The 7,393-nt window shown below is 36.7% G+C and carries 7 protein-coding genes and 1 rRNA gene; 6 read left to right on the top strand and 2 right to left on the bottom strand.

The window, feature by feature from the left end:
* Positions 1-57 precede the first annotated feature (57 nt).
* Together BM000_RS13130 and BM000_RS13135 are read right to left on the bottom strand one after the other, a co-directional pair.
* Positions 58-1,134: an FUSC family protein gene (locus BM000_RS13130; RefSeq protein WP_091499298.1), complete on the bottom strand. Its 1,077-nt coding sequence runs from the start codon at positions 1,132-1,134 to the stop codon at positions 58-60.
* Positions 1,135-1,469: 335 nt separating this feature from the next.
* Positions 1,470-2,774: a glutamate-1-semialdehyde 2,1-aminomutase gene (locus BM000_RS13135; RefSeq protein WP_091499301.1), complete on the bottom strand. Its 1,305-nt coding sequence runs from the start codon at positions 2,772-2,774 to the stop codon at positions 1,470-1,472.
* A gap of 306 nt (positions 2,775-3,080) precedes the next feature.
* Here BM000_RS13135 and bcp point away from each other — a divergent pair, with 306 nt between their 5' ends.
* The 6 genes from bcp to BM000_RS13165 all read left to right on the top strand — a co-directional run.
* Entirely contained in the window at positions 3,081-3,548 is a 468-nt protein-coding gene (gene bcp / locus BM000_RS13140; RefSeq protein ID WP_091499303.1) for a thioredoxin-dependent thiol peroxidase, read from the top strand.
* 121 nt (positions 3,549-3,669) lie between these two features.
* Positions 3,670-4,635: a D-2-hydroxyacid dehydrogenase gene (locus tag BM000_RS13145; RefSeq protein WP_245751674.1), complete on the top strand. Its 966-nt coding sequence runs from the start codon at positions 3,670-3,672 to the stop codon at positions 4,633-4,635.
* A gap of 1 nt (position 4,636) precedes the next feature.
* Positions 4,637-5,188 carry a cob(I)yrinic acid a,c-diamide adenosyltransferase gene (locus BM000_RS13150; RefSeq protein WP_091499306.1) on the top strand — a complete coding sequence of 184 codons (552 nt, stop codon included), beginning with the start codon at positions 4,637-4,639 and terminating at the stop codon, positions 5,186-5,188.
* A 204-nt stretch (positions 5,189-5,392) separates the two neighbouring features.
* Positions 5,393-5,842, top strand: a complete 450-nt coding sequence (perR, locus tag BM000_RS13155; RefSeq protein ID WP_091499309.1) for a peroxide-responsive transcriptional repressor PerR — start codon at positions 5,393-5,395, stop codon at positions 5,840-5,842.
* A 216-nt stretch (positions 5,843-6,058) separates the two neighbouring features.
* On the top strand, positions 6,059-6,928 hold the full coding sequence (locus BM000_RS13160) for a nucleotidyltransferase-like protein (RefSeq protein WP_091499311.1): 870 nt from the start codon (positions 6,059-6,061) through the stop codon (positions 6,926-6,928).
* A 346-nt stretch (positions 6,929-7,274) separates the two neighbouring features.
* Positions 7,275-7,393 (top strand): 16S ribosomal RNA (locus BM000_RS13165); the annotation flags it as partial.

Genomic DNA, 7,393 nt, shown 5'->3' on the forward strand with positions numbered 1-7,393 from the left:
CGCTAGTTAATGAAGAACCATTTTTTTATCTTATTACTCATGTGTTCCAGGCTGTTTTTACTCTAAATCACGACTCTTAATAAGTTCTAATTTTTCGTTGGAATGAAATTGATCATAGCTGTTTAATAGCCTCTGTAGATGCTCAAGTTCATGATGGTAACTCATCAATATCGTAGCTAGTGGAAGAAAGGTTAAATAGTCAGATTCATTCGCTTGATACATCTCAAGTAGCCCGTCAACGAGCTTAGGAATACTTGAGTCTGATAAATACTGGATAGAATGCTCCTCATCCCGTTTAATTTTCCCCATAAAGCCGAGTAAAATATGTTCATGAGCATGAATAACAATATCGATCTCTTTAACGAGATTTTTGCGAATCAATTCAGGGATTAGATTTGCCCGATTATCCACACTTTGAATTGACTTTAGGACTTCATAGCTCTTATTGGTTACTTTAATTAACTGTCTAAAAACGACTAGCTTTCTTGCTCGCATTGATCTATTTTTATGGAAATAGATCTGTTCTTCTGCTAATAATGAATATACTTCATCGACCCGTTTTAGCTCACTGCCGATTCGTTTAATTTCTTTTTTTAATGAAGGATCATCCGAAAGATGACGAGTTGTTACTCGAAGCCATTGCAAGACTTCAGATGTAATATGATTAATTGATTGAAAGAGCTTTGTTTCATATTTGGGTGGAATAAACAATAAGTTAACGATAAATGCTGAAAGAATACCAAGCATTAGTGAAGAAAATCGCATTAGTGCAAACAAATAAATCTCCATATCAGTTGTTTCCATAACGGAGATAACGGCAATTAGTGAAATAGATACCGCACTTTTCTCTAATTTTAAAAAGCGGCATAAGCTAATTACGATGACGACTGCAATTCCGACAGTGATCGGGTCATTACCGATTGAATATGACAAAACCGTTGCAGTAAGTACACCGATAAAATTAGCCTGTAATTGTTTAACAATGGTTTTAAAGGATTGGTAAATGGATGGCTGCATGGCAAAGACGGCTGCAAATCCAGCAAAGACATTTGAACGGAATCCGATTATAGATGCCGCAAATAATGCAAGGGCTACTGCCAACCCTGTTTTAAACATTCTAGCACCTAATCTCATTTGATTTTTAGTGCCCCTTTCTTTTTTCTGGAACGTAACATCCCTATTTTTCAAAAAAATGCTGACATTATACGGTTATTTATTTAACAAACGAAGTATGCCTAGTTTGTAATTAGCTCTAACGAAAAAGGACCCCTTCAGAGTAATCACTCTGAAAAGGCCAGATGACTTTCATGCTTTGAAGGGAAGTCATACACATTGACAAAAAAAGCATGAGTTGAAAAATAAATTTTCAAAATCATCATAGCACATTTCAAATTGATTATCAATTCTAAAATAAATAAATATTCACAATATTGCATAAAAGTCAGGAGATAAGTAATTGATTCTAATTCTTATTCTTTGGCCTTTTCAGCCATTTTCTTAAACGCGTAGGACGCGGCTTGAATTGTTTGCTCAATATCTTGTTCAGAGTGGGTAATCGTTAAGAACCAAGCTTCATATTTTGAAGGTGCTAAATTAATCCCTTTGCTAAGCATTAAGTGAAAAAATTGACCGAACTTTTCACTATCAGTCTCTTGAGCATCAGCAAAATTTTCAATATTTTTATTCGTAAAATATACAGTTAATGCTCCTTTGAGCCGATTTACGGTAACCTCAATTCCGTGGGCTTGAGCAGCAGTTAATATTCCTTTTTCTAACTGAGCCCCTAGTTGATCTAGCTTTTGATAAACATCAGGATTTTGCAGAAGCTCTAGGCATGCAATACCACTTGACATTGAGAGCGGGTTTCCGGCCATTGTTCCTGCTTGATAAGCAGGTCCAAGTGGTGCAACCTGTTCCATAATATCAATACGCCCACCATATGCGCCAATTGGTAAACCACCACCAATAACTTTACCCAATGCTGTCAGATCGGGCTCAATACCATACAATTGCTGCGCACTGCCATAAGTAAAACGGAATGCAGTGATAACTTCATCATAAATAACAAGTGCACCCGCTTCATGTGTAAGTCTATTTACTTCCGCTAAGAACTGCTCTTTAGGTTCGACAATGCCAAAATTACCGACAATAGGTTCAACTAATACAGCGGCAACTTGATCACCCCAGATTGCTAATGCCTCTTCATAAGCTGATATATCATTAAAAGGAACAGTAATCACTTCTTTAGCTGTTCCAACAGTGACGCCAGCTGAATCAGGATTGCCTAAGGTCGAGGGGCCTGAACCTGCTTGGACTAAAACTATATCACTATGGCCGTGGTAACAACCGGCGAATTTAATAATCTTCTCTCTGCCTGTATAGGCACGGGCAACTCGAATTGTAGTCATGACTGCTTCTGTTCCCGAATTAACAAAACGCACCTTTTCTAATGAAGGAATTGCTTGTTTAAGCATTTTAGCAAAAGTATTTTCTAGCTCTGTTGGCGTTCCAAATAATACACCATTTTCAGCAGCTGTTTGAATGGCTTTTGTAATATAAGGGTGTGCATGGCCAGTAATAATGGGGCCATATGCAGCTAAATAATCAATATATTTATTGTCATCAACATCCCAGAAGTATGGACCTGAACCCCTTTTCATATATATTGGTGTACCACCACCGACACCTTTGTATGCACGCGAGGGTGAATTAACCCCGCCAACAATATGCTCTTGTGCTTCATTGTGAAGGACAATTGATTGTGAAACATCCATGAATATTCCTCCAGTTATAGTATCGCTAATATTATAGCACTAACCATTCTGATAAGAAATGCTCGGTTCCTTTTTTAGCTAGATATTTTTCACATACAATTAAAAAAGGGATGTCTTATGAATTTATTTAATTTATCCTATGCAAGCTATTACAAGCACATGATTTTCTTTCTCGGACCTTTAATGTTTAAGTTGGTCATGTTGAGGGAAAAAGTAAACATATACACATTTGCAAATTACTTGAGTATCGCTTATTAATTAGCTAAAGTAAAAGTTATAAGCTGGATTTAATTAAGGAGGAAGACAATGACTTTAAATGTAGGAGACTTAGTACCCAAGTTGCCATTTGTTACAGGAGAAGGTGAAAAGATATCCTTACCTGATTTTAATGGGCAGAAGGTTGTCCTTTATTTTTATCCTAAGGATGCAACACCTGGTTGTACAACCCAAGCATGTGCATTTCGAGATCATCATGAAGATTTTGAACAGCTAAACACTGTTATTCTAGGTGTCAGCCCAGATTCAAAGGAAAGCCACGAGCAATTCAAAGACAAATATCAGCTTCCGTTTACATTAATTGTTGATCAAGCGCATCAATTAGCTGACGAATTTGGCGTCTGGATATTAAAGCAGAAGCCGGATCGAGAGTATTATGGCAATGAAAGAACGACTTTTATCATAGATGAAGAAGGTATCATTAGAAAAGTTTTTAAAGATGTTGATGTGAATGATCATGTTTATGAGGCGCTTAAATTTATCAAAGAAAACATGTAGTATATTAATCCGCTAGTTCATTAAGTTAGAACTGGCGGTTTTTTAAATCTATAAAGTTATAGTCAATCAGTTTGTTTTGACTTTTTTATTAGTAGCATATAAATTAAAGGAAAATAACTAAATGAGGGTGATGACTGTGCTTGTTCTATCAATGAATCGATTAACTGAAGATACGGAGCGAAAGTTACAAGAAAGCAATCAATCAATTACATTTGTGTTTGCCAGTAATGATGACGAGATAAAGACTGCAATAAAAAAAGCAGAAGTTATTTTGACATATGGCGAGGATTTAACTGAAGAACATATTAATGAAGCAAAACAGTTGAAATGGATTATGGTATTATCAGCTGGACTGGAGAAAATGCCCTTCGATGCTATTCGAAAACGCGACATTACACTTACAAATGTTAGGGGAATACATAAAGTTCAGATGTCAGAATATGCGTTAGCGATGCTGTTAAATCATTACAGACAAACAGCTACTTTACATGAGCAACAAAAGGAGCGGATGTGGAAAAAAGATTTTTCTGTTCGTGAAATTACTGGGCGTACCATGACAATTGTTGGTGCAGGCGCAATTGGTGAAGAATTAGCTCGGCTAGCTCAAGCTTTTAGGATGACAACTATCGCCGTATCCAATTCAGGTGGACAAAGAAACTATTTTGATGAGAGCTATACAAATAGTCAATTTAAGCAAGCTGTCGAAAAGGCGGATTTTGTTATTTCTATTTTACCAAGTACTCCGGATACGAAGTACTACTACAAAGAAACCCACTTTAAACAGATGAAGAATGAGGCAGTATTTTTAAATATGGGTAGAGGTGATGCGGTTGATTCGGAATTGTTAATAAGAATGTTGGATGAACAAGAAATTGAGCATGCCATTTTAGATGTAACACCAGTAGAACCTTTGCCACAGGACCATCCGATTTGGGACCATCAACGGATAACACTAACACCGCACGTATCAGGAAAGTCAATCCATTATGTTACGCGAGCAATTGATATTTTTGAACAAAACTTAAAAAGCTATTTAGAGGGGAATGACCTAACAGTTAATAAAATCGACTTAAGTAGGGGGTATTAGTTTGCGGATCTATACGCGGGCTGGGGATGAAGGTGAAACAGTATTGGCTTCAGGTGAAAAGGTTAGCAAAAATGATTTGAGAGTTGAAGCCTATGGAACAGTTGATGAAGCTAATGCGGTCATTGGTGTGGCAATAAGCACAATTGATCAGGGCTTAACCTGGTCACTGTCAGATCGTAAAGTTTTCCTTAATTGTATGGTAGATATTCAAAAGAAACTATTTCATGTTGGTTCTGAGCTATCGACAACTGAAGGTACTCAAGTTGCGTGGCCAATTGTGCAGCAAGATATCAAAACTTTAGAAGAGGCAATTGATCAATGGGAAGAACAGTTGCCAGCACTTAAGCAGTTTATCCTGCCAAGCGGTCATCCAAGCACCACCGCCTTACATCATGCACGAACAGTGGTAAGAAGAGCGGAGCGTCGTGCAGTTAGCATTGGTGCTGCACTTAACCCGTTAGCTGTTCAATATTTAAATCGCCTATCTGATTTGTTGTTTGTCGCCGCGCGCTATGTAAATACATTTAGTGCATATGATGAAAAGAAGCTATAATTTTAAAGCCTACTCACTTTTTATAAAAAAAGGTTAATCAAACACCTGCTTTGATTGACAATTATGCTAATTAGCGGTTACACTATTTATAAGGATTATAAAATAAGAATTGAAGTTATTGAATAACAAAACTTATATAGTGGGAACTTATCTCTAGGGAACCATTAAGATGCTTATAATCCTATTTTAGCGAAAGTGAGGTGGATGGCGATGCATGAACATCATGACCACGACCAGCTTCAAGAAGCAGTTGAACGCTTAAAGGCATCCGGAGTGCGCATTACTCCACAACGACATGCTGTACTTGAGTTTTTAGTGCATGCAGAAACGCACCCAACCGCTGATGATATTTATAAAGCACTTGAGGGGAAGTTCCCTAATATGAGCGTTGCGACCGTATATAATAACTTACGTGTGTTTAGAGAGATTGGACTTGTTAAAGAGCTTACGTATGGCGATGCATCAAGTCGCTTTGATTATAATACTTCAAAACATTATCATGTCATTTGTGAAACTTGTGGAAAAATTGTTGATTTTCATTATCCCAGTTTGGATGAAGTAGAAGCTTTAGCAGAAAAAGTGACTGGTTTTGAGATTAGTCATCACAGGATGGAGATATACGGAACATGTCCGGATTGCAAAACAACACATTAGAGTAAGCCCTTTTGTTAATTCAAAAGGGTTTTTTTAGTCATTGTAATATTTGGCCAATATTCGTTAGTGTTCATTAATAGAGTAATGTAATGTTCAAGAATAGAACCTCTAGATTCCCTTTTGTTTTTTTAAAGGGAAATTGCAGGAATATTATTTTTTTTGTCGAATTAGTATTTTAAAACAACTAAACAATGGATAAGTATAGGGGTTGAAATTGTGGAGGATCTATTAAGATCAATTTATCATGAACGTGCAAGTGATGAACGTACTTTAGGTATTTTAATATTAGAGAAACAATTAAATGTAAGCCCAATAACTGATAATTTTGATGCAATCTTACTTGTAATTGTAAAAGAGGGTGAGCAGCCTTGGTTTGTAAAACACTATCAATTCGACGAACGAACAGCAGCAATGCATATAGTTGAAGAAAATAAACTTCATTATTGGATTGACACAAGTTCGTATCGACGAATGGTGCAGTGGGTGATCGAGGGCAGAGTAGTGTTTGATCGCAATGAGTATATTGCGAGCTTGAGAAATGAGCTTGATCAATTTCCAGATAAGAAACGGGAATTAAGACTAGCAATTGAATTTGCTAAACTTACTCGTAGTTATCGCGAGGCAAAGCAACTTTATGATACTAAAAACTATTTGGATAGTTACAACAAAATTATTAGTTCTCTGCATAGCTTGGGTAGATTAAGTATTATTGAGCAAGGCTATCACCCTGAACTTATTGTCTGGAACCAAATTAAACGCATTGATCCAGCTATCTATAAGTTATATGACGAGCTAATGACTACTCAAGAACCATTAGAGGCTAGTATCCATTTGATGATGTTAGCAATTGATTTTTCAATTAGTGGCAAAGCGCGCTCCTCTTCAAAGCATCTGCTTAATGTAATGGTTACCGGAAAGGAATCTTGGTCATTTGGTGATTTGAAAGTTCATTCAGCTCTTGAACATTATCAGCTTGACCTTAGTATGATGCTTGATTATTTAATTGATAAGCAAATTATTGGTGTAGAGCTTACAGAAACGAAAGGTAAGAATGTATTTCAGCGTCTGTATTATGTAAAGGTGTAAGGTGGTATACGCCTTTACATAAGGCTTTAAATGTGACGTGAAAGTTCAAAGGTTTTTATTTTTCAAAAAGTAGTTGACGGATATTTGATTGCCATGATATAGTAATAAACGTTGCTTGAGCAAACGTGTTCAACAATTACGTATTAATTATTTTTTAAAAAAAGTGTTGACATAAGTTGAGACGCTGTTATATAATATAAAAGCTGTCGCAAGAGAACAGCACAACCAATTGAACATTGAAAACTGAACAAAACAACCAGTATGTTAAGAAAAGAAGTAAGACAAAAGCTAGTGCTTTTAAGCGAGCAAAGAGCATTCAATAGGATAACTATTGAAGCGCAAACACTTTAATGAGAGTTTGATCTTGGCTCAGGACGAACGCTGGCGGCGTGCCTAATACATGCAAGTCGAGCGCAGGAAGCAGTTTAGATCCCTTCGGGGTGACGAGCTGTGGAATGAGCGGCG

It is taken from the genome of Amphibacillus marinus (genome assembly GCF_900110345.1).
Lineage (GTDB): Bacteria > Bacillota > Bacilli > Bacillales > Amphibacillaceae > Amphibacillus_D > Amphibacillus_D marinus.